Source organism: Bifidobacterium magnum (assembly GCF_000741255.1).
Classification (GTDB): domain Bacteria; phylum Actinomycetota; class Actinomycetes; order Actinomycetales; family Bifidobacteriaceae; genus Bifidobacterium; species Bifidobacterium magnum.
The window spans coordinates 60,942-84,964 of sequence record NZ_JGZB01000003.1; the positions used below are offsets into that span (position 1 = coordinate 60,942).

Annotated in this window: 17 protein-coding genes, 1 other RNA gene and 2 pseudogenes; 15 read left to right on the forward strand and 5 right to left on the reverse strand. The window is 59.7% G+C overall.

Translation table 11 applies throughout. The features are described from left to right. Positions 1 to 161 precede the first annotated feature (161 nt). The 7 genes from BMAGN_RS02275 to BMAGN_RS02305 all read left to right on the forward strand — a co-directional run bounded on the left by BMAGN_RS02275 (position 162) and on the right by BMAGN_RS02305 (position 7,583). Positions 162 to 3,035, forward strand: a complete 2,874-nt coding sequence (locus tag BMAGN_RS02275) for an FtsK/SpoIIIE family DNA translocase (protein WP_022859095.1) — start codon at positions 162 to 164, stop codon at positions 3,033 to 3,035. A gap of 159 nt (positions 3,036 to 3,194) precedes the next feature. Further along, positions 3,195 to 3,812 carry a CDP-diacylglycerol--glycerol-3-phosphate 3-phosphatidyltransferase gene (gene pgsA, locus BMAGN_RS02280; RefSeq protein WP_022859096.1) on the forward strand — a complete coding sequence of 206 codons (618 nt, stop codon included), beginning with the start codon at positions 3,195 to 3,197 and terminating at the stop codon, positions 3,810 to 3,812. Between the two features lie 213 nt (positions 3,813 to 4,025). After that, entirely contained in the window at positions 4,026 to 4,568 is a 543-nt protein-coding gene (locus tag BMAGN_RS02285; RefSeq protein ID WP_022859098.1) for a CinA family protein, read from the forward strand. Between the two features lie 74 nt (positions 4,569 to 4,642). After that, complete coding sequence (locus BMAGN_RS02290; protein WP_022859099.1) at positions 4,643 to 5,149, forward strand: helix-turn-helix domain-containing protein; 507 nt, start codon at positions 4,643 to 4,645, stop codon at positions 5,147 to 5,149. Between the two features lie 144 nt (positions 5,150 to 5,293). Then, complete coding sequence (locus BMAGN_RS02295; protein ID WP_022859100.1) at positions 5,294 to 5,533, forward strand: DUF3046 domain-containing protein; 240 nt, start codon at positions 5,294 to 5,296, stop codon at positions 5,531 to 5,533. A 203-nt stretch (positions 5,534 to 5,736) separates the two neighbouring features. After that, positions 5,737 to 6,837, forward strand: a complete 1,101-nt coding sequence (gene recA / locus BMAGN_RS02300; protein WP_022859101.1) for a recombinase RecA — start codon at positions 5,737 to 5,739, stop codon at positions 6,835 to 6,837. Beyond that, positions 6,834 to 7,583, forward strand: a complete 750-nt coding sequence (locus BMAGN_RS02305; protein ID WP_238548745.1) for a regulatory protein RecX — start codon at positions 6,834 to 6,836, stop codon at positions 7,581 to 7,583. The genes recA and BMAGN_RS02305 overlap by 4 nt, the downstream gene beginning before the upstream one ends. Positions 7,584 to 7,710: 127 nt before the next feature. Here the strand turns inward: BMAGN_RS02305 and rnpB are convergent. Continuing rightward, an RNA gene (gene rnpB / locus BMAGN_RS07840) (RNase P RNA component class A) lies at positions 7,711 to 8,068 on the reverse strand. A 186-nt stretch (positions 8,069 to 8,254) separates the two neighbouring features. On the opposite strand from rnpB, the gene hpf reads away from it, so the two are divergent. From hpf to BMAGN_RS08800, 3 genes and pseudogenes are all read left to right on the forward strand, one after another. After that, on the forward strand, positions 8,255 to 8,929 hold the full coding sequence (hpf, locus tag BMAGN_RS02310) for a ribosome hibernation-promoting factor, HPF/YfiA family (RefSeq protein ID WP_022859103.1): 675 nt from the start codon (positions 8,255 to 8,257) through the stop codon (positions 8,927 to 8,929). A gap of 213 nt (positions 8,930 to 9,142) precedes the next feature. Then, positions 9,143 to 11,639, forward strand: a pseudogene (secA, locus tag BMAGN_RS02315) (preprotein translocase subunit SecA); the annotation flags it as partial. Between the two features lie 335 nt (positions 11,640 to 11,974). Then, positions 11,975 to 12,154, forward strand: a pseudogene (locus BMAGN_RS08800) (SEC-C metal-binding domain-containing protein); the annotation flags it as partial. Positions 12,155 to 12,365: 211 nt separating this feature from the next. Here the strand turns inward: BMAGN_RS08800 and BMAGN_RS02320 are convergent. Further along, positions 12,366 to 12,968: a hypothetical protein gene (locus BMAGN_RS02320; RefSeq protein ID WP_026501842.1), complete on the reverse strand. Its 603-nt coding sequence runs from the start codon at positions 12,966 to 12,968 to the stop codon at positions 12,366 to 12,368. A 51-nt stretch (positions 12,969 to 13,019) separates the two neighbouring features. Here BMAGN_RS02320 and BMAGN_RS02325 point away from each other — a divergent pair, with 51 nt between their 5' ends. Next, entirely contained in the window at positions 13,020 to 13,748 is a 729-nt protein-coding gene (locus BMAGN_RS02325; protein WP_022859106.1) for a lysophospholipid acyltransferase family protein, read from the forward strand. Positions 13,749 to 13,891: 143 nt separating this feature from the next. On the opposite strand, the gene BMAGN_RS02330 is transcribed toward BMAGN_RS02325, so the two are convergent. Both BMAGN_RS02330 and BMAGN_RS02335 read right to left on the reverse strand, forming a co-directional pair. Continuing rightward, positions 13,892 to 16,156 carry a Stk1 family PASTA domain-containing Ser/Thr kinase gene (locus tag BMAGN_RS02330; protein WP_022859107.1) on the reverse strand — a complete coding sequence of 755 codons (2,265 nt, stop codon included), beginning with the start codon at positions 16,154 to 16,156 and terminating at the stop codon, positions 13,892 to 13,894. Between the two features lie 65 nt (positions 16,157 to 16,221). Continuing rightward, complete coding sequence (locus tag BMAGN_RS02335; RefSeq protein WP_034250278.1) at positions 16,222 to 17,322, reverse strand: polyprenyl synthetase family protein; 1,101 nt, start codon at positions 17,320 to 17,322, stop codon at positions 16,222 to 16,224. Between the two features lie 199 nt (positions 17,323 to 17,521). Here BMAGN_RS02335 and BMAGN_RS02340 point away from each other — a divergent pair, with 199 nt between their 5' ends. The 4 genes from BMAGN_RS02340 to BMAGN_RS02355 all read left to right on the forward strand — a co-directional run bounded on the left by BMAGN_RS02340 (position 17,522) and on the right by BMAGN_RS02355 (position 22,185). After that, complete coding sequence (locus BMAGN_RS02340) at positions 17,522 to 17,806, forward strand: hypothetical protein (RefSeq protein ID WP_022859109.1); 285 nt, start codon at positions 17,522 to 17,524, stop codon at positions 17,804 to 17,806. Between the two features lie 9 nt (positions 17,807 to 17,815). After that, entirely contained in the window at positions 17,816 to 18,169 is a 354-nt protein-coding gene (locus BMAGN_RS02345; protein ID WP_160257202.1) for a DUF4192 family protein, read from the forward strand. A 194-nt stretch (positions 18,170 to 18,363) separates the two neighbouring features. After that, positions 18,364 to 19,773, forward strand: a complete 1,410-nt coding sequence (locus BMAGN_RS02350; protein ID WP_022859111.1) for an RNA polymerase sigma factor — start codon at positions 18,364 to 18,366, stop codon at positions 19,771 to 19,773. A gap of 99 nt (positions 19,774 to 19,872) precedes the next feature. Then, on the forward strand, positions 19,873 to 22,185 hold the full coding sequence (locus tag BMAGN_RS02355; RefSeq protein ID WP_022859112.1) for a DNA gyrase/topoisomerase IV subunit B: 2,313 nt from the start codon (positions 19,873 to 19,875) through the stop codon (positions 22,183 to 22,185). Here BMAGN_RS02355 and BMAGN_RS02360 read toward each other — a convergent pair whose 3' ends face one another. After that, the gene (locus tag BMAGN_RS02360) at positions 22,186 to 23,325 is read right to left on the reverse strand and encodes a glycosyltransferase family 4 protein (protein ID WP_022859113.1); all 1,140 of its coding nucleotides are present in this window, start codon (positions 23,323 to 23,325) and stop codon (positions 22,186 to 22,188) included. Positions 23,326 to 24,023 lie beyond the last annotated feature (698 nt).

Here is a 24,023-nt window from a genome sequence, read left to right on the forward strand (position 1 = left end):
AAAACGTTATGGCACGAACAACTTCATCGAAATCCCCTCGTTCCCGCAGCAGTTCCAGCAGTACGCGTTCAACTTCAAGCGGCACGCGTTCCGCGCGAAGCGCACGAAGCGGCAGTTCCTCGTCTTCGGGGGCCACGCGTTCGCAGCGCCAGTCGACGCCTGTGGAACCGTGGTGGAAGCACGCGCTGCTTGTTATTCCGCGCGCGTTCGGCAGCGCCGTGCGCCGCGTGAGCGTGGGGGAGTATGACGAAGCGTACGGGCGGGACGGCCTGTGCTTCGTGCTGCTGATTTTGGCCGTGTTCTTTATCGGCTCCGAATGGTTCCGTGTGACGGGCCCTCTGGGACTCGTATTGCACAATTTCGCATCCGGCGTGCTGGGCGTGATGAGCGTTGTGCTGCCCGTATTGCTGATTATTGTGGCGTTCCGTCTCATGCGCAATTCGGGACAGCATTCGGGCAATCCGCGCGTACTGCTGGGATGGGGCATGCTGCTGTGGTCCGTCTGTTCCATTATCGATGTGGTGATGGCCGCCGACACCAAGGCGTTTGACTGGCAGAATTTGCAGCGTGCCGGCGGCCTCGTGGGATTCATTGTCGGCTCGCCGTTGGCATGGGGACTTTCCCAGACGTTCGCCATTATCGTGTTCGTGATCGCCGCCCTGTTTTCGTTGTTGCTGCTTACGGGTACGCATGTGACGGAAGTTCCCGAAAAGGTCAAAAGCTGGTGCGTCCCGCGCGACGAGGACGTTTCCGAAGCGTCCGTTTCGGGCGGGGAAGTGCGGCTGGACGGCGACAAGCTCCAGTTTGCCGACGGCGCCCCGGCCCATGACGGATCCGACGAGTCGGGTGAACGTCCGGTTCGCGGTATTGGCGCATTCTTCAGCAGACTGTTCTCGCGTCGCCGTGAGGGTGCGCGCAGCGGCGGACTGGACCGGTATGCGGGGGACGAGGCGTTCGTGCGCGCCACGTCGCGCAACGGTCGCACGCCGGATCTCGATACCGACAACCGCAGCCAGTACAGCGACTCGTTCGACGCGTCGGCCACTACGGTCCTCAACCAGGGCCATGACGGCCATACGCGAGCCATGCCTTCAGGTTCCTGGTCCCAGACGCGCCCCGATCCCTGGTCGGCGTTGGGCCGTGACGACTCGAACGACGATGACGCCACCGTGCTTGTGAACACGGCGACGGGTGAAATTGTAAATCCGTTCACAGGCCAGCATATTGAACAGGGCGCTCCGCTCCAGTCGCGTGAGCAGCCCGTCCACACGCCGCCGGTTTCCACCGATTCCGCGAGCGCACTGCCCGCCGGCATGGTAAATGCCGGAAACTCGGCCGCCGCCGTACTGCAGAACATGAGCCAGCAGGCCGGTCATGCCGCTTCCTCGGCCGTCGCCGCAAACGCTTCGGCAAATGCTTCCCCCGCCGCTGCACCGTCCCAAGCCATTCAGCCGGCCGCTTCGGGCGCGCAACCGGCCGTTATCGACGAGTCCGCTCCGTACCAGCTTCCCGACCTGAACATGCTGGCGCATGGCAAGCCGCATGCGGCCCGCACCCCCGCCAACGACAAAGTGATCCGTGCGCTGACAAGCACGTTCGAACAATTCAATGTGGACGCGAAAGTCGTCGGCTTCCTGCGCGGACCGTCCGTCACACAGTACGAAATCGAACTCGGCGCCGGCGTCAAAGTCGAAAAGATCACGAATCTGCAAAAGAACATCGCTTACGAAGTGGCGAGTCCTGACGTGCGCATCCTCTCTCCGATCCCCGGAAAATCGGCGATCGGTATCGAAATTCAAAATGAGGACCGCGAAATGGTGCCGTTGGGCGACGTCTTGCGTTCCAAAGAGGCGCTGGAAGACGACAATCCCATGCTTACGGGCGTCGGCAAGGATGTGGAGGGCAACTTCATTACCGCCGACCTTACGAAGATGCCGCATTTGCTGGTAGCCGGCGCCACCGGTTCCGGTAAGTCGAGCTTTATCAATTCGATGTTGACGTCGATCATCATGCGCGCGTCTCCTGAACAGGTGCGCATGATCATGGTCGATCCGAAACGCGTGGAATTGAGCGCGTACGCGGGTATTCCGCATTTGTTGACGCCGATTATTACCGATCCCAAGAAGGCCGCGCAGGCGCTGGAATGGGTGGTCAAGGAAATGGAGGCCCGCTATTCGGACCTCGCGTTCTTCGGGTACCGCCACGTCAAGGATTTCAACGAGGCCGTGCGCGCGGGCAAAGTGCAGGTCCCTCCGGGATCCAAGCGGAAGGTCGCGCCGTATCCGTACCTGCTCGTTGTGGTCGACGAGATGGCCGATCTTATGATGGTCGCCAAAAATGATGTGGAAAATTCGATTATCCGCATCACGCAGCTGGCGCGAGCCGCGGGCATCCATCTGGTGCTCGCCACGCAGCGTCCGTCCGTGAAAGTGGTGACGGGCCTGATCAAGGCCAACATTCCGTCCAGACTCGCCTTCATGACGTCGTCGTCCACCGATTCGCGCGTTATTCTCGACTCGACGGGCGCGGAGACGCTGATCGGCCAAGGTGACGGATTGTTCCTGCCCATGGGATTGGCTCGTCCGATCCGTGTGCAGGGCGCATGGGTGAACGAATCGGAAATCCGCAAGGCCGTGGAGTTCGTGAGTGCGCAACGCAAGCCGCATTATCGTGAAGACATTGAACAGATGGCCAACGGCGCGGACAAGAAAGCGGATGCCGCGGAAGACATTGGCGGCGATATGGACGAGCTGCTGGAGGCGGCTAAGCTTGTTGTGGCCGGCCAGTTCGGTTCCACGTCCATGTTGCAGCGCAAGCTTCGCGTCGGATTTGCCAAGGCCGGACGCCTTATGGATCTGCTTGAATCGCGCGGTGTGGTGGGCCCGTCGGAAGGCTCCAAGGCGCGCGAAGTGCTGGTACGGCCCGAAGACCTCGACCAGGTGCTCGACTTCATCCAGGGTAAGACGAGCTCGCTGACGGGCGGGGCCGGCGCGGACGCTACGGAATCGGCGGATGTGACGGTTGCGCAAGGATAGTGCCAACAAGTGGCGTTTGACATGTGATGGCATTACTATGGCAACCAACACCAGCATGAATTTGCTTATTTGTGAAGTCGCGGATAGGCGGGTTTGTGAAGCAACAAATGAAAGTGACGCACAACAGTGAGCAATAACACAACAAAGCAGCGCTCGTCTTTGTGGGATGGATGGAATGCTCCGCCGAATCTCGTAACCTTCTCGCGCATTATTCTCGTGGTCGTCTTCCTGGGCCTGTACATCGCGGCGGGCCCGTGGGGATTCGGCAACCATGGCATGCGTCTGGCCGCGGCCATCATCTTCATCATTGCCGCGTCGACCGATAAGATCGACGGCTGGATGGCGCGCAAATACAATCAGGTGACCGAACTTGGCAAGCTGATGGATCCGATCGCCGACAAGCTGCTCACGCTGGGCACCTTGATTGTGGCGGCCTGCTTCAACGAGTTCGGCAATGTGATTCTGGGCTGGGTGGTCACAGGCCTGTTCATCCTTCGCGAGGTGGGCATCACCGTCATGCGTTTCTTCGTGATGGAACAGCCCAACGGCAAGGTTATCGCCGCATCCCAGGCGGGCAAGTACAAGACGCTCACGCAGTGCATCGGCCTGGGCATGCTGCTGGTGCCCGTGTGGTTCATTTCGGGCGCCAACGGTTCCGTATGGCTCAACGTGTATTTCGTGATCACCTACGCGCTGATCTACTTCTCGCTGATCCTGTGCCTGTACTCGGGCTGGCAGTATCTGGCGAACACGTTCGGCCATCGCGACAAGCAGTGATGCTGACCGCAATGGAATGAACTGACCAGTCGCGTACTGGATTATGTACGTACTGAATTATGGCGGACGCGCCGGTTGCATGAACAAGATGCGGCCGGCGCGTTTCGCATATGGCACGCTGGATTGGTTGGCATTGGGAAAGGACAAATTATGGATACGCAACATGACGTATGCGACGGTGGCAAGGATGTGCGCGACGACGAGCTCGAGCATATGGAACGGCTCGATGCGGAGATCTCGGAGTTGGCTGCGCAAATATTGCGCTGGTGCGGCGAACGCGGACTCAAAATCGCGTGCGCCGAGTCTCTCACGGGAGGGCTGCTCGCCAACGCGTTCGTGAGCGTGCCGGGAGCCTCGTCCGTATTCCTCGGATCGGCCGTCACCTACGACATTCGCGCCAAGGCGTCAGTCTTACATGTCGATTCGGAACTTTTACGACGCGAGGGCGCCGTGGACCCGGAAGTGGCACGGCAGATGGCTCGGCGTACAGCTCAACTTTTTTGCCAATCGCAAGACGAGGGCAAAGTAATCGGATTGTCCACCACAGGGGTCGCAGGACCCGATCCGGACGGCGAAAAACCCGTAGGTTTGGTCTATTCGGGCGTGTCGTTACCGGAATTTTTTAAAAATTATGAGAGTTCCTTGGAATATGTATTTAAGTTGGAATTACGCGGATCTCGGCAAATAATTAGACGGGAAACCGTCCGCTGTGTTTTGCAAAACCTGAGAGAACTCACAGGTTCTTCACAGGAATAATTTCTGTAGTAGTTCTGTAAGCAAAACGAGGTAGCCATTACGACTGGTTGAAATGAGGTAGCGAGATGGCAACAATGATGGTTGGCGCACAGGTAGCCGAGATGAAGAAGATGGAAGCCGCGACGACGGTGCGTGCGGGAAGCGCCCGCATGCGCGAACTGACGCCGTCGCAGCGCAGGGCCGTGATGTTCGCACAGCAGCAGGTGCTGCGCGCTCGCGCCGCCAAGAAGGCCAAGGACGAACGTCAGGCCGCCCTCGCCCGCATGTGGCAGGAAGAGGACGCTGAGATCACGCGTCCGCGTTCCGTGGTTCGCCATCACGAGATTCTCGGAGAGACCAAGGAAGTCTCCCTGCGTGAAGCCATCGGCCACGTACTGCGCGACCTGCGTACGCGTGACCACAAGACGCTGCGCGAAGTAAGCGAGAAGGCCGGCGTGTCTCTCGGTTACCTCTCCGAAGTGGAGCGCGGCCAGAAGGAAGCCAGCTCCGAGCTGCTCGCTTCCATCTCTGAGGCTTTGGGCCTGAGCGCCTCGCAGATGCTGCGCATGGTTGCCGATTACCTCGATTCCGTAGGGGCCTGAGTCGGAGATTGCCTGTAAACGTGCGCAGGCACAGCAATAGGGGATCTGTGTCTAGCGGCACGATGTGAATAAACCTCGTTGATAACCCGCCGGTTTTCCAACCGGCGGGTTTTTCTGTTGGTGCGCATGCGGTATGCTCGGAGCATGCGTGAACGTGAGTTTTGGGAATTGTTGGAAGAAGTGTTCGGCCGCGGATATGGCCGGTCGCTGGCGCGTGACCAGCGGTTGGTGAAGCTGGACAGCCGTACGGTTCTCGAGGCGTTGCACGATGGCGAAGAGCCGCGAACCGTATGGAATGTGTTGTGCGATCAAATGGAAATCCCTGATTCCCAACGGTGGGGAAAGGATCATGCGGCGCCGCCGCTGCCTGTCGATTTTTCGTAATGGCCGACACGCCTTGTTCTTATGGAGATTCGAACAAGTGTTCGCATTTTCTGATATACTTGACCTATTGAAGCAGTACCCGGCTGCCTCATGTGGATAACCGCGTGCGCTATGCACAACGCGGCGCATGAGCTTGGCAGCGTGGAGGAATTGCATTAGCGTACTTGCTTAGTGATGCCGTCACTAATAAATAAGGAGCAACTATGGCGCATAAGAATGAAGAAGCGGCCGAAAGGCCCGGTATCGATCCGCGTCGCGAAGCCGCTTTGGAAACTGCGTTGAAGCAAGTGGAGAAGAGCTTCGGCAAGGGCTCGGCCATGAGGCTTGGAGACAAGCCGGAACAGAACGTGGAAGTGATTCCCACGGGTTCCTTGGCCCTTGACATGGCATTGGGCATTGGTGGCCTGCCGCGCGGCCGTGTCGTGGAAATTTATGGCCCCGAATCCTCGGGCAAGACCACGCTGGCGTTGCATGTGGTGGCGAACGCGCAGAAGAAAGGTGGCGTGGCCGCATTCATCGATGCCGAACACGCATTGGATCCCGTCTATGCGCGCCATTTGGGCGTAGATACGGATTCCCTGATCGTTTCCCAGCCGGACAATGGCGAGCAGGCGTTGGAAATCGCCGACATGCTGATCCGCTCGGGAGCCCTTGACGTTATTGTTATCGATTCCGTGGCGGCGCTGGTGCCGAAGGCGGAAATCGAAGGCGACATGGGAGACAACCATGTGGGCTTGCAGGCCAGGCTTATGAGCCAGGCGCTGCGCAAGATGACGGGCGCATTGGCGCAGGCCAACACCACGGCGATTTTCATCAACCAGCTGCGCGAAAAGATCGGCGTGTTCTTCGGCAACCCTGAAACCACTACGGGTGGCAAGGCGTTGAAGTTCTACTCGTCCGTGCGCTTGGACATTCGCCGCACGCAGACGCTGAAGAATGGCGACGAGGCTGTGGGCAACCGCACGAAGGTCAAGATTGTCAAGAACAAGATGGCCCCACCGTTTAAGATTGCCGAATTCGACGTGCTGTATGGCGAAGGCATTTCGAAGGAAGGCTCCATTATCGACATGGCGCTTGAAGCCGGCGTGGTCAAGAAGTCCGGCTCGTGGTTCACCTATGAAGGCGACCAGCTCGGGCAAGGCCGCGAGAACGTGCGCAAGTTCCTCAAGGACAATCCGGAGCTCGCCGAGGAAATCGAACACAAGGTGCATGTGGTCTTCGGTCTGGCTCCCGCCGACGAATACGCGGTAGGGGAGGGCGAGAACGCCGACTCCGCGGATGCGGCTGGTGAGGACGCCCAGTGATCTCTGCGGAAGAGTTTTTGCGCAACCGCGCGAACATGCCGGGCGTCTCCTCTGATAAACGGGAGCGCCCGACACCCGGCCCGGGGCTTGGTCCGCGTCTGTTCCACCAAGCCGAGCCGGCCATGGCGCCGGAACCTTATGGAAGCGTGGAAGAATCGAATCAGGCTGCGGATCAACGCGCGGATTGCGATGATCCGTCGGATCCATTTGACCATGATGGTTCAGGCCGTGGTGCGCGTTCGCGCAGGGGAGCGTTCCGTGTGGCCCAGGCTGGGGATCCGTCCGACGCCGAAGCGTGCAAGGAGGCGGCGTTGCGCTTATTGGACGCTGCCGCACGCCCCACAGGCGCTTTGCGTATAAAACTGGCCGACCGTGGATACGACCCGCAAGTGATCGAAGCTACGATCGATCGCCTGGTGTATTTGCAGCTCGTGGACGATGAAGACTATGCGCGCCAAGCGGTGGACTATTGCGTGCGCCGCAATATGGGCGAATACGGTGTGATACGCGAGCTCGAACGCAAAGGCGTGGACCAATCCCTTGCGCGCCGTATAGCGCATGAGGCCGCGCAGCAGGGTGTGTTCGTGGACGCGCTGTGGCAGTTGGGCCGGGCCGTAGCCCGTAAAACGCAAGGTCTGGATCTTCAAGTGCGCCGTCGACGCTTCTGGTCCACAGCCGGAAGAAAGGGCCATAATCCGCAGTCAATTCGCGAAGTAAGCGAGGAATTGTTTACTGACAGCGATTGAGCCGCCCGCAGCGTAATCGGCCATAGCGTAAAAATTCGGCTCATTACTAAGTCTCAATGCGCGGAAAACGTGTGCTGAAAATATAAAAACACTTGCCACGGGACTCGGGGAATGTAAGGAAAAGAGAATGTTGAGATCCCTTATACCCCGGGTTCTGTCGCATTGTTGCCAATGCGGATGGCCATCCATCTCGACTCAACGTTGCCGCTGAGCTCTAGCAGCCTACCCGAAGGCATATGGGCGAGCAGCCCTGCCTTCTACTTGGCTTTGCTCCCGATGAGGCTTGCCATGCGAACGCCGTCACCAGCATTCCGGTGGTCTCTTACACCGCCGTTTCACCCTTACCCGCACACGAGGCGCAGGCGGTCTGTTCTCTGTTGCGCTATCTCTCAGGTCGCCCTGGGCGGACGTTATCCGCCATCGTGCTCTATGGAGCCCGGAAGTTCCTCATTTCCCTAGGGAAACGCGGCCATCAAGGGATCTCAACCGTTCCAGTTTAGCAGCCGTCCGGACAAGATATGGATAAAATGCAAAGAATTGTCCTTTATGCTCACGAAATAGGAATTTCGCTTGTAATAATTAGCACATCAGTACAATGAAGGTACCGCGCAGCGAATAGTTGCACGGTCAGTTACATAGCGGCTTCGCCGCTTGAGTATAGGGAGGTCCACATGGAAATCGTCATCACCGGACGTCATACGCAGATCAAGCAAAAGTTCCGTGACGTTGTTGAAAGCAAGATGAATCGTGTGACCGCTATTGCCCCGGATACGCAGCGTATTCAGATCGTTGTGTCCCATGAAGGCAACCCGCGCCTGGCGGATACCGCACAGCGCGTGGAAATCACTGTGATCGCGGGCAGCACCGTGATCCGCGCAGAAGCCTCGAGCGCGGATATGTACACGGCTCTGGATCTGGCACTGGACAAGCTGACCCTCCGCCTGCGTCGCGCTCGCGATCGTCGCAAGGATCACCGCAAGGGTTACACTCCGCTCCCCGTTGATGAGGGCCCAGTGACGCCGGCAGTCGACGTGGCGGAAGAAGTGGAAGATTCGACGATGGACAGCCCGCAGGCTGCTGTCGCTTCCGAACTCGCTCCGGGTGAGTCCGTTGAGGTTCAGGTAGGCGATACGCCGATCGTCATCCGTCGCAAGCTGCACATCGCCGAGCCGATGAGCATCGACGAGGCTCTGTATGAGATGGAGCTGATCGGACACGACTTCTTCCTGTTCGTCAACAAGGAAACGAACCGTCCGTCCGTGGTGTACCACCGTCATGGTTGGAGCTACGGCGTGTTCGAGATCGATACGCCAGAAAACGTGAAGGATCTGGAGAAGAAGGACTGAGTCGTCCTTCCCCCTATAGATACGCGTTTCTATAGATTAAGGGCCGGTGCGGTGTGCGCCGGCCCTTTTTTATGCACGATGTCGGGATTCGTGAAACTATATTGAAGAATCGTATAAAAATTGCGTAATTTGGTCGAAAAATAAAATGAAACCGTACCGAATTCGCTATGCTCGATACTAGATTTTCAGCCAAACGACACTAAGGAAGTGACCGTGGTAGATATTGTTGACAAGGCCCTGCGCATCGGCGAGGGACATCAGCTCAAGAAGCTCGAAAATGTGGCGCAGGCGGTAAATGCGCTGGAAGACAAGATCTCCGCCATGACTGACGAGGAACTCAAGGCGCAGACGCCGAAGTTCAAGCAGATGCTCGCCAACGGCGCCAAGCTCGACGACCTGATGCCGGAAGCCTTCGCAACCGTACGAGAAGTTTCCAAGCGTACGCTGGGACAGCGCCACTTCGATGTGCAGCTCATGGGCGGCGCGGCTCTGCACTGGGGCAACATCGCCGAAATGAAAACCGGTGAAGGCAAGACGCTGGTCGCCACCCTGCCGAGCTACCTCAACGCGCTGGAAGGCAAGGGCGTGCACGTGGTCACTGTCAACGACTACCTCGCCAGCTACCAGAGCGAGCTCATGGGCCGTATCTACCGTTTCCTGGGCATGAGCGTCGGATGCATCATCACCGAACAGAAGCCGGCCGAACGCCGCAAGCAGTACAACGCGGACATCACGTACGGCACGAACAACGAATTCGGCTTCGACTACCTGCGCGACAACATGGCGTGGGAAACCAACGAACTCGTGCAGCGCGGCCACCACTTCGCCATCGTCGATGAGGTCGATTCCATTCTTATTGATGAGGCCCGTACGCCGTTGATCATTTCCGGTCCGGCCGAAGGCGATGTGACGCGCTGGTACCGCCAGTTCGCCAAGCTCGTGGCCAAGCTGACGCGCGACGAGGATTACGATGTCGACGAGAAGAAGAAGGTCGTGGGCATCCTCGATCCGGGCATCACCAAGGTCGAAGACTACCTGGGCATCGGCAACCTCTACGAGCCGAGCAACACGGCCCTGATCGGCTACCTCAACAACGCCATCAAGGCCAAGGAACTGTTCCTGCGCGACCGCGACTACGTGGTCACGCACGGCGAAGTGCTCATCGTCGACGAGCACACGGGCCGCATTCTGCCGGGCCGCCGTTACAACGAAGGTCTGCACCAGGCCATCGAGGCCAAGGAAAACGTGGAAGTAAAGGCGGAAAACCAGACCTTCGCCACAATCACGCTGCAGAACTACTTCCGCATGTACGACAAGCTTGCGGGCATGACGGGTACGGCAGAAACGGAAGCCGCCGAATTCATGGGCACCTACAAGCTCGGCGTGCTGCCGATCCCGACGAACAAGCCGATGATCCGCAAGGACCAGAACGACTTGATCTACCGTACGAAGAAGGAAAAGCTCGCCGCCATCGTCAAGGACGTGGCCGACCGCCACAAGAAGGGACAGCCCGTGCTGCTCGGTACGGCGTCCGTCGAATCTTCGGAAGTCGTCTCGTCGCTGCTCAACGTGGTGAACATTCCCCACCAGGTGCTCAACGCGAAGCACCATGAGGAAGAAGCCGCCGTGGTCGCCGTAGCAGGCCGCAAGGGCGCCGTCACGGTCGCCACGAACATGGCCGGCCGTGGTACCGATATCATGCTGGGCGGCAACGTGGAATTCCTCGCCGACGCGCAGCTCAAGAAGGAAGGCTACTCGCCGGAAGACACTCCGGAAGAGTACGAGAAGCTGTGGCCGTCCACGCTCGAGAAGATCAAGGACCAGGTCAAGGACGAGCATGAGGAAGTCGTCAAGCTCGGCGGCCTGTACGTGCTGGGCACCGAACGCCACGAATCGCGCCGTATCGACAACCAGCTGCGCGGCCGTTCGGGACGTCAGGGCGATCCGGGCGAATCCCGCTTCTACCTGAGCCTCGAAGACGACCTCATGCGCCTGTTCAACACGCAGCTTGTGGCGCGCGTCATGGCCAAGGGCATGCCGGAAGGCGAGCCGATCGAGTCCAAGAGCGTGTCCAAGGGCGTGCGCACGGCGCAGAAGGCCGTGGAATCGCGCAACTTCGAAATCCGTAAGAACGTGCTTAAGTACGACGACGTGATGAACAAGCAGCGTACGGTGATCTACCAGGAACGCCAGGCCGTGTTGCAGGGCGAAGACATCCACGACGACATCGAGCGCTTCATCGACGACACGATCACGAGCTACATCCAGGGTGCCAGCAAGAACTCCGACAAGCCGCAGTACTGGGATTGGAACGGCCTGTACAAGGCCGTGCGCGAGCTGTACCCGATCGACTTGGACCTCGACACCATCAAGCTGTCCGCCAAGGACCTCAAGGGCGTCAAGGCTCAGGACGCCGTGCGCCGCACGCTCGTGGAGAACGCGCAGGACAAGTACGCGGCCGCCATGGAGCTGCTTAGCGACGAGGACCTGCGCGCGTTGGAGCGCCGCGTGGTGCTCGCCGTGCTCGACCGCAAGTGGCGTGAGCACCTGTACGAGATGGACTACCTCAAGGACGGCATTGGCCTGCGCGGCATGGGCCAGCGCGACCCACTTGTGGAATACCAGCGCGAAGGCTACCAGATGTACAACTCCATGATCGAGGCGATCAAGGAAGAGTCCGTGCAGCTGCTGTTCCACATTGAGGTCAAGACCGTCTCCCACACGGACGTCGCACCGGCCGACCAGCCGAGTCCGATTGCCGCCGACTCCGCGACCGCAACTGCCGCCACCGCCGCAGCCGCCGCAGCCGCTACGGCAGAGGTTGCAGACGACGCGACCGCCGCCGCCGTGGACGCGGCGGAACGCGAACTAGGCGAGGACACGCGTGACGAGGATCCGCTGACTTCCAACGACACGCGCCTGCATGCGCCGGTACCTCCGGCCGAGCAGAACGAGGTCGCCGACGAAGTCGCCACCGAGGAGAACGAAGTGGCTGTCAAGCAGGCGGAAAAGAACTACGAGCACGTGCCGGAAAGCGGTCTGATGGGCCCCAAACCCCTGACGCACGCCGAAGGCAAGGTGCCGGCGTTCAAGCGTCCGAAGAACGACCAGCTCAAGACGCCGTGGGCCGACGGCCGTACGTTCCCGGGAACGGGACGCAACGCTCCGTGCCCGTGCGGTTCGGGACGCAAGTACAAGATGTGCCACGGACAGAACGAGAAGTGACCTCTCGTCCATAACCAATAAGTAATGGGACCGGTTCGCCTTTGAGCCGGTCCCATTTTTTTATTCATTATCCAATTGTTACAGTTTGCGGCGCAGCTGGTGCGGTCTGCTCGGCTTGCGCGGTCTATTTGATGCGCGGTCTATGCTGCGCGCAGCTGGCGCGGTTATGCACGATTAGCGCGATTTGCGCAACGTACGCAATCTATGCGATTTATACGCGGGCGCCATCGTCCTGTGGGCCCGACTTGGTATCATCATGCCCCTTATGCATCATGACAATACCGGCAGCTCCCAACAAGAAGCAACAGCCGAAGATGGCGGTGAGCAGCCCCGAAATGACGTGGACGAACACCGACAACATAATGCCGAATATCCCAGCCAAGAACAACAGCCAGAGCACCAGTCTCGTGGTGTTGGGCTTACCGAGTTCCGGATTCGGCGGCGTGAATTCGTCGCCCTGGTCCATGACATCGTCGGTATCGAGCCAGCTCGAAGTGGTATGGTCGCGCGGGCCCGCACTTCGTCCAACATCATGCATGCCGCCGCCAGGAACCGCATGGCGGTTGCCGGCCACGAACGCCCGACGTTTCAGGTCGTCCACGGAGACCAGCGGCTCCTTCTCCGACCGCTTGGCCTGCCGCTCGAATTTACGGGCCGCGCGCGAGTGCTCCACGTCTTGCAGATCCTGCGCGTGGCTTTGTACAAAAGCTTCCCAATCGCTGTCGCCAGTAGGGGACTTGACCGGGGAAGTATCCTCTAGGGGGATATTTCTCGAACGATCTTCAGGATCGTTGGTATTCTTAAGGTCAGTCATAGTCATACTGTACATGGGCAAACGTGGAACCGCGAGAGGGGCAACCAGAATATGTTGTATTGGTTTTTTGTAAAAGTGTTCGGTCCGGTTGCGGCGCATCGCATGCACCCCACTGCGGAAGGCCTGAACAACATTCCACGTAATGGAGGCGGCATCATCGCGGCCAACCATTTGGCCGTTATCGACGACGCGTTGCTGCCGCTGACATGCCCGCGCATGATCCATTTCATGGGCAAGGCCGAATACTTTGAAGGCAAGGGCGTCAAGGGCAAGATCAAGAAGTGGTTCTTCGAATCCGCCGGCGTGTTCCCCGTGGACCGTTCGGGCGGCTCCAAGTCCATGGGCGCGCTGGAACACGCGCGCGAGATTATTGAAGACGGTCATCTGTTCGGCATCCATGTGGAAGGTACGCGCAGCCCCGACGGGCGCCTCTACAAGGGTCATACGGGCGTCGCGCGCCTTGCGTTCGAAACGGGCTGCCCGATTATCCCGACGGCCATCATCGGTTCGCGCGAGCTGCAAAAGCCGGGTCAGATCATTCCGGGCAAGGGCCATACCAAGGTCATTTACGGCAAGCCGATCCAGGTTCAGCGTCAGGCTGCGGACACCGTTACGCACGAGCAGCTGCGCGAGTTGACGGACCGCATTGTGCAGAAGATCCAGCGCATGAGCGGTCAGGAATATGTCAACGAGTACGCGCAGGTCATCAAGCAGCAGATGAAGGACGAAGCCGAGCTTCAGTCCCAGATGGAAGGCCAGCTCGAGGAACGCGACAAGTAACTGTCAACAGCTGGTGACCGTCAAAAAATGGGCGGCACGTGGAGTGATCGGGAATGGCTAGGAATGGTCATCATGATCACCAGCGTGCCGCCCATTGGCGTATGGAAAGCGTATGCAAGGCATATACAACGGCAAAGGCGCCGTTACGCGATCGTCAGCGTGATTTCCGTAGGCTCTCCCTGCTCATTGTGCAAGCGAACCGATTCGCCGGCCTTGGGAGACTGGAATCGCACCGTATGCGTCCAGTCGCCCAGCGGCGCGTTCACTTTCACCTTAAGCCCCAGATCCTCAAGCGTTTTCTTGGCCTCGTCGGTGCTCTTGCCAACCACGTCGGGCAATGTCACCATCTGCGGGCCCTTGGATACCGCGACCGTCACCGAGTCGCCCCACTTGAGTTGCGTGTCGGCGGGAACCGAGGTGGAGATGACCACACCCGCCTTGATGTTGTCGCTGAACTCTTCCGTATAGGTGGCCTTGAGCTTGAGCGCGTCGAGCATGGCGCCCGCGTCGCTGCGCGTCTTGCCCACCACATTCGGCATATTGACGGGCATCGGTCCCTTCGACAGCACCACGGTCACCTGGTCGTTGTGGTTCACGGTGGCGCCCGGATCCGGCGTAATGCTGATGGCCGCGCCTTCCGGCACGTCCAGCGACCATTGGTCGTCATTCGTGTTGTGCACGATATTCGTAAATCCCGCGTTCTGCAGCGCGGCGATTGGATCCTTGCCACTGGCGCTGCTCGGATCGAGAATGTCGGCCGGGACCGTGGCCGGGCGAATGCCCTTGGAAATCGTCACGTCCACAATCTGCTTGTTGCGCTTGCTCACATGGGCGCCCACATCGGCCGGATCAGTGGCGATCACATCGCCCGTTTTCACGGTATCGCTATACGCCTCCTCCGTGGTGTAGCTGATGCCCGCGTTTTTGAGGGCCGTTTCATACGTGGTCCACTCCACGTTGGTAATCGGACATGTCACGTTCTCTTTGCAGTGCAGCTCCGGTACCTGCGGCATGCTCCAGTAGCTTCCCGGGCCAATGAAATACCATAACGCCGTTCCCGCGCTGCCGAGCACGGCTACGGCCAGCCCGATAATGATGGCGATCAGTCCGCGGCGCGACTTGAACGTGCGCGGCTGGTTGACGCCCGAATGCGCCGCGATAGTCGCCGCCTTGTTCGGATCTTGCAAGTCCGCGGCGATGGGGGAGGGCAAATCGACGGCCAAGCCGTTTTCCGCGGCTCCCGACGGCATCAGCGACGTGGCCGCCACCTGCTGGTGGCCGTTTTGCTCCATGGCGACAGTTTCCGGTTCGTCGGCCGGGTTCGGCGCCGTGCGCGGAGAACCGCTGTCCGGTTTCGCGCCCGTGCCGGCGCCATCCTCTGCGGAAGTACCTTGCAATTGCGGGGTGGCGGAAGCGTTGTTCTTCCACATTTCATGAACTTGCGCGCTCGTGGCGTCCGAGGTGGCGAAATGTGCGGACAGTCCCATGACGTCGGCGTCTTCCAGCGAATTGAGCCGGTCCGCGGACGGATCGTAACGATAGTCGAGCGCCTGCGCGCTAAGCGTGGGCATCAAGGCGCGCAACGTATTGAGCGCATGTTCGGCGGTTTCCGGACGGTCGTTGATACGACGGGCCGTGAGATAGGAAATGAAGTCCGCGACTTTCGGATCGATGCCGCGGCAGACGGTGGCGACGGACGGCACATTCTCGTTGACGTGCTTAAAAATGAGTGTGGCGGGATTGTCGGAATGGAACGGCACCTGTCCCGTCAGCATTTCCCAAGCCATAATGCCGACTGAATAGCAGTCGCCTTGCGCGGTAGCGAGATTCTGTTCAATCATTTCCGGAGCAAGATATGCGGCCGTGCCCAAGAGCATTCCCGTAGTGGACAGCGTGGCCTGGGAAACGGCCTTCGCGAGGCCGAAATCGGTGATTTGTACGCGGCCGCGCCGGTTGAGCAGAATATTCTCGGGCTTGATGTCACGGTGGACAACGCTCGCATTGTGTGCGGCGGCCAGTCCGTCCAACGTCTCCGCCACGACGCGCAACGTCTCGCGTACGCTGAACGTGCCCTGCTGCGCCATGCGCTGGCGCAGGTTCATGCCCTCCACATATTCCATGACCAGATAGTCGAGTCCCGCGTACTCGCCGCTGTCATACACTTGCACGATATGCGGGTTGGCGATGGCCGCGGCCGATTTCGCCTCCCTGCGGAACCGCTCCACGAACTGCGCGCGATGCGGTCCCTGCGCGAGCTGCACATGCATGATTTTGATGGCGACCATGCGGCCCAGCCGTTCATCGCGGGCCAAATATACGGTGGCCATGCCGCCGTCGGCAATTTTTTTGACGATGCGGTACCGTCCGTCGAACATGGACCCTTCTTGTATACGTGCGTCGTCACTCATATGGATTGGCCGTTCCTTTTGCCGTCGGTTAGTATGACCGTTTCAATGGTCCCATTGTAATATGGCTATTCGCTTACCAGAGAAGACGGAACAAAATGTGCACACATTGCGCGTAATGCCGCTTCATCGTAGGGCTGCAGTCCCAGCGTACCCAGAGCGGCACAACTTTCGTTCCACAATTGCCGGATGCGGTCGCGGCTCGCGTCGAGCGCACCTGTGCGCTGGTACAAGTCGATAATATGGTCGACATCCTCGTCGCTGCGTGTGGGCGCGCAGAAGATGGCGGTGATGTCGGTGCGCTGTTCCTCGTCGGCACGGTTGATCAAATCGGCCAGCAACACCGTGCGCTTGCCTTCCTTGATGTCGCCGCCAATCGGCTTGCCCGTGTTCTTTGAGGATCCCGTAACGTCGAGCAGATCGTCGGCCAGCTGGAACGCGACGCCCAACGGCTCCCCGATGGCCAGCGCATGGGCCTTGGCTTCGCGGGGAGCCATGCCCGCAGCGAGGAATGCCAAATGCAACGGGGCGATGGTGGTATAGCTTGCGGTTTTCCAACGGAACACGTCCAGCGAGGCTTTGGCGAGCGCGGCCGGATCGTTCAATGGAATCGTGGCGGTCGCCACATCAAGCACCTGGCCGATTTCCACATCATGCTGTGTGTCGACAAATACGTCCAGCAACTCTTGCGCGTGCGGCAGCGGGCGCGTGGCGTCGTGGGCGATGCGGATCGAGGCCGTGGCGAGCAGGTCGCCGAGCATGATGCCCAATCCGTTGCCGTCCACATCGCTATGCATAAGGCCCGCGAGCGCGCGATGGGCCGAAGGCTTGCCGCGACGCAAATCGGATTCGTCAATAATGTCGTCGTGCACGAGTGCGGCCGTCTGAAACACTTCAAGCGCGCACGCCAGAGTGACGACGGCCTCACGGTTGGCGGGGCGCATGTCGCCGGAGTGCAGGCTGCGCATCACGCAGTCGTAGGCCGCCAGCGTCAGTAGCGCGCGCAGGCGTTTGCCGCCCTCGCTGGATGCGGCCGCCTGGTCGATAATGCCTTGCATCACGGTGGTGAGGCTCGGACCGAGGTAATCCATGTTGGGAATGCCGCAGTACTCGCGTACGAGTCGGGCAATCTGGGACTCAATATGATGCAAATCTTGTTCGGCGCTCATACGAGGTATTCACCCACATCCATGCGACATTGGGGACGCCAGTATGGACGGCGCTCGCGGTTGTGCACATCGGCCGGCAATGGGCGGCCAGTTAACCACACGCGGCGCCGCGGCGTGCAATGGACGAAAAAAAGCCTCCACGATAGATATGTGCGCCATCTATGAGCTGACGCACAAGACATTCAGAGGAGGGGAGAATATGGAAGACACCACACCGACCACGCCGCAGGTGTCAGCGTACCGACGGGCAAGCTCCTATGAGGCGCTGTATGAACAGCTGTATATTTTGCGCAAGGACCAAGGTACGGCCGGGGCGCTTTCGATCATGATGACGCAGCCGCTGCATCACTGGATCGAATGGTTGGAAGGGTCTGCGCAGACGGCCGATCCGGCTATGGTCGCGGAACTGACCATAGGAATGACGCAAGTGCTTGCCGTACGCGACGTGCTGATCATGAGCATGATCGTGCCGCGTGGGCATTAGGACGAGGCGTTGCTCGCGCGATGTATGACGCATGCGCGCTCGCCCGAGAACACCAAGCGCATGACGCGTTTGCTCACGCAATCTTTTGATAGCACGTCAGGACCCGACCAGAAGCTGTTCTACCGTGCGCTCGCGTTCATCCGTACGATGATCCAGTCCGCGCCCGAGGAGTTCCGCGTGCAACCATACGCGCTGCTTGCCTATGCGCTGTGGTGGAGAGGGGAGGGCGAGGCCGTCACATACGCGCGCAAGGCGCTCGCGCTGGACGCGCGCTGTTCGTTGGCCGTGATCCTCATGCGTGCCATGACCTATGGCATAGGCCCGGCGAGCGTGGGCAAGCCGATTGTTATTTCGCCCGCATAGTGGCCCATGGTTATGAGATGGCAAAATCGAGAATTGAAGAATATAAACCATTCCCGGCGGCCCGTCAAGAGAAACTCCGGAAAAGGCCGGAATAATCGTCCGCGTTCCGTGGTTAACTCCAATAGTTGATGAACTTGCGCTTGCCATAATTGGGCCCAAGTTCGTCTCATTCGTAAAGTCTCAGGAGGGTGAGTTTGGCAACGAGGAACACGGCGGCAACCAAGAAGAAGGCCACGGCGGCGCGCGCTGAAGCTGACGCTCAGGACGAGCTGATGGCCGAAGAGGAAACCGCTACGGCAACCGCAAAGAAGGGCCGTGCCACCAAGTCCGCGGCCAAGAAGACCGCCACGAAGACGCGTCGCGGCAAGGCCAAGAAGACGCAGGACGCCATCCACGACGATGATGAGCAGGACATGCCGCAGGACGCGGAGGACCTTGAGGACGAAGACATCGATCTCGACGTGGATCTTGATGAGGAATCCGGGGACGAGGAAGACGATCTCGACGAGGATCACGAGTCGGAGCCGGAAGACGACGAGGACGAGGATGACGAAGACGACAAGACCGTCACGCCTCCGACCGCCAAGGGCGCGTTTGTCGTCACCGACACCGATGACGACGAGGTCGTGGTACACAAGCCCGTACGCCGCAACACGACCAATCCGAAGCGCCGCGTGGTGACCACGGGCGCCACCGCGGATCCCGTCAAGGATTACTTGAAGCAGATCGGCCGCGTGAACCTGTTGAACGCAGAACAGGAAGTCGACCTTTCCGAGCGTATTGAGGCCGGCCTGTATGCGCAGCACCTGCTTGACACACAAAGCGACAACATGGAGTTCCGCCGCAAGCGCGAGCTCAAGTGGGCCGCCAATGACGGCAAGAAAGCCAAGGACCACCTGCTGGAAGCCAACCTGCGACTCGTGGTGTCGCTGGCCAAGCGTTATACGGGCCGCGGCATGCTGTTCCTCGACCTGATCCAGGAAGGCAACCTCGGCCTGATCCGCGCCGTGGAGAAGTTCGACTGGAAGAAGGGCTTCAAGTTCTCCACCTATGCCACGTGGTGGATTCGCCAGGCCATTACGCGCGCCATGGCCGACCAGGCGCGTACCATCCGCGTGCCCGTGCACATGGTGGAAGTGATCAACAAGCTTTCGCGCGTCCAGCGCCAGATGCTGCAGGATCTTGGCCGCGAACCTACGCCGGACGAGCTGGCCCGCGAGCTCGACATGCCTGTCGAGAAGGTGCAGGAAGTGCAGAAGTATGGTCGTGAGCCAATCTCCCTGCATACGCCGCTGGGTGAGGACGGCGACTCCGAATTCGGCGACCTGATCGAGGATACCGACGCCATCGCACCTTCGGAAGCCGTGGCCTTCTCCCTGCTGCAGGAGCAGTTTAAGGAAGTGCTCGAGACGCTTTCGCCGCGTGAAGCCGGCGTGATCAAGATGCGCTATGGCCTGGAAGACGGCCAGCCGAAGACGCTTGACGACATCGGCCGCGTCTACGGTGTGACGCGTGAGCGTATTCGCCAGATCGAGTCGAAGACCATGTCCAAGTTGCGCCACCCGTCTCGTTCCCAGACGCTGCGCGACTTCCTGGACCAGTGAGACGAGCGTACATTAAGCGTGAACCAAAGAACGGCGAGTAACAATCGCCGTTTTTTGCGTACATACGGGGCGCCGCAACGGCGCCGTTGAAGAGGGAAGATGGCAACAACACAAAACACATACGGGGCGGAAAACCTTACCGTGCTCGAAGGCCTTGACGCCGTGCGCAAGCGCCCGGGCATGTATATCGGCACTACCGACACGCAAGGCCTTATGCACTGCCTGTGGGAAATCATCGACAATTCCGTCGACGAGGCGCTCGCGGGATTCTGCAAGCACATCACCGTCACCTTGCACCGTGACGGATCAGTGGAAGTGGCTGATGACGGCCGCGGCATTCCGGTGGACGTGGAACCGAAAACGAAGCTGACGGGCGTGGAAGTCGTGCTTACGAAACTGCACGCGGGCGCCAAGTTCGGCAACTCCTCCTATGACGCTTCGGGCGGCTTGCATGGCGTGGGCTCGTCCGTAGTCAACGCGCTGAGCTCGCGTCTGGACGTGGAAGTGGACCGTGACGGCAACACCTACCACATGTCGTTCCACCAAGGGCATCCGGGCGTATATACGGACGCCGATCCGGAGCATCCGTCCCCGTCCTCGCCGTTCAAGAAGACGCGCAAGAACCGTCCCACGGAACTGGAAATTATCGGTTCCGTCCCTAAGAAGCGTACGGGCACGCGCATCCGCTATTGGGCGGATCCCGAGATTTTCAACGCCACCGCGCAATTCGACTATGACCAGCTCATCGACCGCGTACGGCAGACGAGTTTCCTGGTACCGGGCCTGACGATTCGCGTCATTGACGAGAACGTGCCGGAGACGGGCGACGCCTCGATCGATACGTTCACGGAAACCGATGTTCCCGAGGCCCAGGCCGACCATGCCGAACAGGTTGAAACGCAAGACGAGCAGGCTGAAAAGCAGTGGAACGCCGAAGACCCGGCGCCGCTGCGCGACGCTGAAGACGAGCGCGTGCTTGAGGATGCCGAGCAGCCCGACGCTTCGCTTGTGGACGCGCCGTCCCACCGCCGCGTGGAAGAGTTCTGCCATACGGGCGGTGTGGAGGATTTCGTGGACTTCCTGTCCCACGGCAACGAAATCTCCCATATCTGGCGCATCAGCGGCCAAGGCCACTACCACGAAGAAACGCAGGCCGTGGACGACAACGGCGACCTGCACGCCGAAAACATCGAGCGTACCTGCGACGTGGACATCGCCATGCGGTGGACCGACGGCTATGACACCACGCTGCGCAGCTTCGTCAACGTGGTGGAGACGCCGGGCGGCGGCATGCACGTGGACGGTTTCCTCAACGCGATCACCAAGCAGATCCGCAAGGCCGTGGAAGACAATGCCCGTAAGCTCAAGGTGAGCTTGAAAGACTCGAAGAACCGCGTGGACCGCGACGACATTCTCGCCGGCCTTGTGGCCGTCGTGACCGTGCGCATCGCTGAACCGCAGTTCCAGGGACAGACGAAGGACGTGCTCGGCACGGCTCCCGTCAAGTCCGTCGTCTCGCGATTGACGGACAAGCAGTTCAGTGAAATGATCACGGGTTCCAAGCGCGGCTTCAAAGACCAGTCGATGCGTGTGCTCGAAAAGATTGTGGGCGAAATGCATGCCCGCATCCAGGCGCGCAAGACCAAGGAAGTCACGCGCCGCAAGAACGCGCTCGAATCCGCGTCGATGCCGCCCAAGCTGTCCGACTGCCAGCCGGGCAACGACGATGTGGCCGAACTGTTCATTGTGGAGGGCGATTCCGCACTCGGCACTGCAAAAGCGGCCCGCAATTCGAGTTTCCAGGCGCTGCTGCCGATTCGTGGCAAGATTTTGAACGTGCAAAAGGCGTCGCTCGCGCAGATGCTGTCCAACAAGGAATGCGCGGCCATCATCCAAGTGGTAGGCGCGGGATCGGCCGCTTCCTTCGACATTAGCCAGGCGCGCTACAACAAGATCATCATGATGACGGACGCCGATGTGGACGGCGCACACATTCGTACGCTGCTGCTCACACTGTTCTACCGGTACATGCGTCCGCTAATTGAAGAAGGTCACGTATATGCCGCAGTGCCTCCATTGCACCGCATCGCGCTCACGGGACCGCGCAAGGGCGAATACATTTACACCTATTCCGACGACGAGCTCGCGGGCAAACTCGCCCAACTCGACGAGCAAGGAATCGGATACGACGCGGACATCCAGCGCTACAAGGGCCTTGGCGAGATGGACGCCGACCAGCTGGCCGACACCACGATGGACCCGCGTACGCGCATGCTGCGCCGCATCCGCATGATCGAGGCGCAGGAAGCGAACGAAATCTTCAGCCTGCTCATGGGCGACGAAGTGCCGCCGCGCCGTCAGTTCATTGTCGACAACGCGAACGATTTCGACCGATCCAAGATCGACACCTGATCAACGGTTGCGTTTGGCCAGCGCACGCCCATAAATGCGTTCCACCTGATCCGCGACGGCATGCACATCATAGCGTTCGAGCAGCTTCTCCTGGCGTTCGCGCAATTGATGCGCCCACTGCGGATCGCGCAATGCGTGGGCGATGCGCTCGGCCAAGTCGCGCGCATGGTCCGCGCCCACCGAAAACAGCGCATCCTCGTCCCCGAGCAACGTGGAGCGGTATCCAGGATTGTCGCCGGCCAGCGTGACGCCCGCGCCCGCGGCGATGGCCTCCAACAGCACAATGCCGAAAGATTCGCCGCCCGTGGATGGAAATACGGTCACATCGGCGCTCGCCAACAGGGCGGGCTTGTCCGATTCTTCCACAAAGCCGAGGAATCGTGTGGGGATGGAAAGTCCGGTTGCACGCACTTGGCAATCTTCCAATAGCGGGCCCTTGCCCGCAAAGGTCACATGCGTGTCCGCCGGCCACAGGTCGTGGCGCTGCGCATATTCAATGGCGTCCAGCAGCAGGGACGCACCTTTGCGCTCTACAAACCGACCCAAAAATACAATGTGGTGCCCTTCATGCGCAGCCGGCGCATTCGCGGCCAGCTCGCGCATGGCGTGCACATCAACGGGATTGGCGATGATCGAACCGTAAGTGCGTGCAGTTTGCGCGGCGTATTGCGCGGCCACGGAAGAGACGGCGACCACTTCGTCAATGCGTCGATGCGAATGTGCGTTGATCGCCCCCAACACTTGTCCTCCCACCGCGGCCAGCACGTTTTTGGGCGCGATATGGTAGGTGGCCACCACCGCCGTGGACGGATCCGCGGCTTCGATGACGCGCGCCGCCATGAACGGCGAATAGGGAGCTTGCACATGCAACACGTCGAAATGTGTGTCATGGAGCACGTCGGCGATATGGCGCTTGTCCGCAGGAAGCGGGATGCGCATGCGGTTGCCGTTGAACGGGACCATGACGTTGCGGGCCATCACATGCGTGTTCGCCATGGGGCTGTGTTCCGTTTGTCCTACCAGATAGTGCACGGTGTGTCCTCGTCGCGCCAGTTCGCGGCCAAGTGTCACGATATGCTGTTGCACCCCGTCCAGCACATCGAGCGTGTCGTCGAATACAAATCCAACCGTAAGTGTCATGGTTGCTACGCTACCGGGCGGCACAGGCAACCGAACGCTGTTTTTCTCTCCGGCGATTCGTGCGCCGCATACTTGGCGACCACTATATAGCATTCCTATGCTGAATTGATGATGATCATATTATGATTGACATATATACGTAATTTTTGGTTCGAGGAGGAATCAAAAATGTCCCGGGAACCACATGGAGACCATTGCGGGACGGGGCGGTTTCGCCATAGGGCCCGTATGCTCTACACGATATTGATAATGCTGCTTATGACTGCGGTAGCGTTTCCCACGGCTCCCGTCGCCCGGGGAGTCGAGGTTGATTCGTCCGATGCGGTCCTGCTGCGACAGACACAGGTCGGGAGTAGTGCGGTCGACGCAGAGTTGGAAGATATAGCCGGCACGGAACTTGATAGTACGGTCCCCTGCAACGGACGCGGGGCGAGGATGACGTAGGCGGTACGCAACCAGAGGACGCAACCGGCACGGAACTGGATAGCGCGCAGGAACAATCGGAAGGGGAGGGTGAGCCGTCGCCGGGAGAAAAAGAAGCCGGCTCCGTCATGGAAAGTGCGCAAGACGCGGGTGCGGACTCTTCGAATGCTGGCACTGAAGAAGCTGAAGACGTCCAAAAGTCGAAGAAGTTGGAGAGGCCGAGGAAGAGGGGGAACATCAATCCGACAACAACGCTGAGGACGCCCAGCATGAAC

What these genes read in the sequence shown, in the direction of transcription:
- BMAGN_RS02285 (WP_022859098.1), top strand. Translation starts at nt 4,026, where the DNA reads ATGGAACGGCTCGATGCGGAGATCTCGGAGTTGGCTGCGCAAATATTG.
- BMAGN_RS02290 (WP_022859099.1), top strand. Translation starts at nt 4,643, where the DNA reads ATGATGGTTGGCGCACAGGTAGCCGAGATGAAGAAGATGGAAGCCGCG.
- BMAGN_RS02295 (WP_022859100.1), top strand. Translation starts at nt 5,294, where the DNA reads ATGCGTGAACGTGAGTTTTGGGAATTGTTGGAAGAAGTGTTCGGCCGC.
- recA (WP_022859101.1), top strand. Translation starts at nt 5,737, where the DNA reads ATGGCGCATAAGAATGAAGAAGCGGCCGAAAGGCCCGGTATCGATCCG.
- hpf (WP_022859103.1), top strand. Translation starts at nt 8,255, where the DNA reads ATGGAAATCGTCATCACCGGACGTCATACGCAGATCAAGCAAAAGTTC.
- BMAGN_RS02320 (WP_026501842.1), bottom strand. Translation starts at nt 12,968, where the DNA reads ATGACTGACCTTAAGAATACCAACGATCCTGAAGATCGTTCGAGAAAT.
- BMAGN_RS02325 (WP_022859106.1), top strand. Translation starts at nt 13,020, where the DNA reads ATGTTGTATTGGTTTTTTGTAAAAGTGTTCGGTCCGGTTGCGGCGCAT.
- BMAGN_RS02330 (WP_022859107.1), bottom strand. Translation starts at nt 16,156, where the DNA reads ATGAGTGACGACGCACGTATACAAGAAGGGTCCATGTTCGACGGACGG.
- BMAGN_RS02335 (WP_034250278.1), bottom strand. Translation starts at nt 17,322, where the DNA reads ATGAGCGCCGAACAAGATTTGCATCATATTGAGTCCCAGATTGCCCGA.
- BMAGN_RS02340 (WP_022859109.1), top strand. Translation starts at nt 17,522, where the DNA reads ATGGAAGACACCACACCGACCACGCCGCAGGTGTCAGCGTACCGACGG.
- BMAGN_RS02355 (WP_022859112.1), top strand. Translation starts at nt 19,873, where the DNA reads ATGGCAACAACACAAAACACATACGGGGCGGAAAACCTTACCGTGCTC.
- BMAGN_RS02360 (WP_022859113.1), bottom strand. Translation starts at nt 23,325, where the DNA reads ATGACACTTACGGTTGGATTTGTATTCGACGACACGCTCGATGTGCTG.